The following is a 937-nucleotide window of genomic DNA, read 5'->3' on the forward strand; positions in this document are numbered from 1 at the left end:
GCCAGTATTCAAGCAAGTGTTGAATATGCCAGCCAAGCGACTGCGTAAAGCGCCATGCCAAGACATTGTGTGGCAAGGTGACGAAGTCGATTTGGATAGAGTTCCGGTGATGAGTTGCTGGGCGGAAGACGTAGCACCACTATTAACGTGGGGTTTGACGGTCACCAAAGGGCCGAATAAAAAACGCCAGAACCTCGGTATCTACCGCCAACAAAAAATCGCCAAAAACAAAATCATCATGCGTTGGCTAGCTCACCGTGGTGGCGCGTTAGATTTGCGTGATTGGATGGAAACCAACCCGGGTAAGCCGTTCCCAGTTTCCGTGGCGTTTGGTGCCGACCCTGCCACTATCCTTGGTGCGGTGACGCCAGTGCCGGATACGTTATCAGAATATGCCTTTGCTGGTTTGCTGCGTGGCAGTAAAACCGAAGTGGTCAAATCCATCAGTAACGATTTGGAAGTCCCAGCAAGTGCTGAAATCGTCATGGAAGGGTACATCGACCCGAACGAGTTTGCCGATGAAGGCCCTTACGGCGATCACACTGGCTACTATAACGAAAAAGAAAAGCATCACGTCTTTACCATTACGCACATCACCATGCGTAAAGACCCAATTTATCACAGTACCTATACTGGTCGTCCGCCAGATGAGCCAGCGGTATTAGGCGTGGCACTGAATGAAGTATTCGTGCCAATTCTGCAAAAGCAATTCCCAGAGATTGAAGACTTCTATCTACCGCCAGAAGGTTGTTCGTATCGCATGGCCGTTGTAACCATGAAGAAGCAATACCCAGGTCATGCGAAACGCGTGATGATGGGGGTTTGGTCCTTCTTGCGTCAGTTCATGTACACCAAGTTTGTGATTGTGTGTGATGAGTCGGTAAATGCGCGCGACTGGAATGACGTCGTCAAAGCGATGACCGAACATATGGATCCA

Annotated in this window: 1 protein-coding gene; it reads left to right on the plus strand. The window is 49.7% G+C overall.

The window, feature by feature from the left end; all coding sequences use genetic code 11:
* A partial coding sequence (locus tag R8N49_RS25565) for a UbiD family decarboxylase (protein ID WP_318190266.1) occupies positions 1-937 on the plus strand: 937 nt, incomplete at both ends.

This window comes from Vibrio sp. 1978 (genome assembly GCF_033344345.1).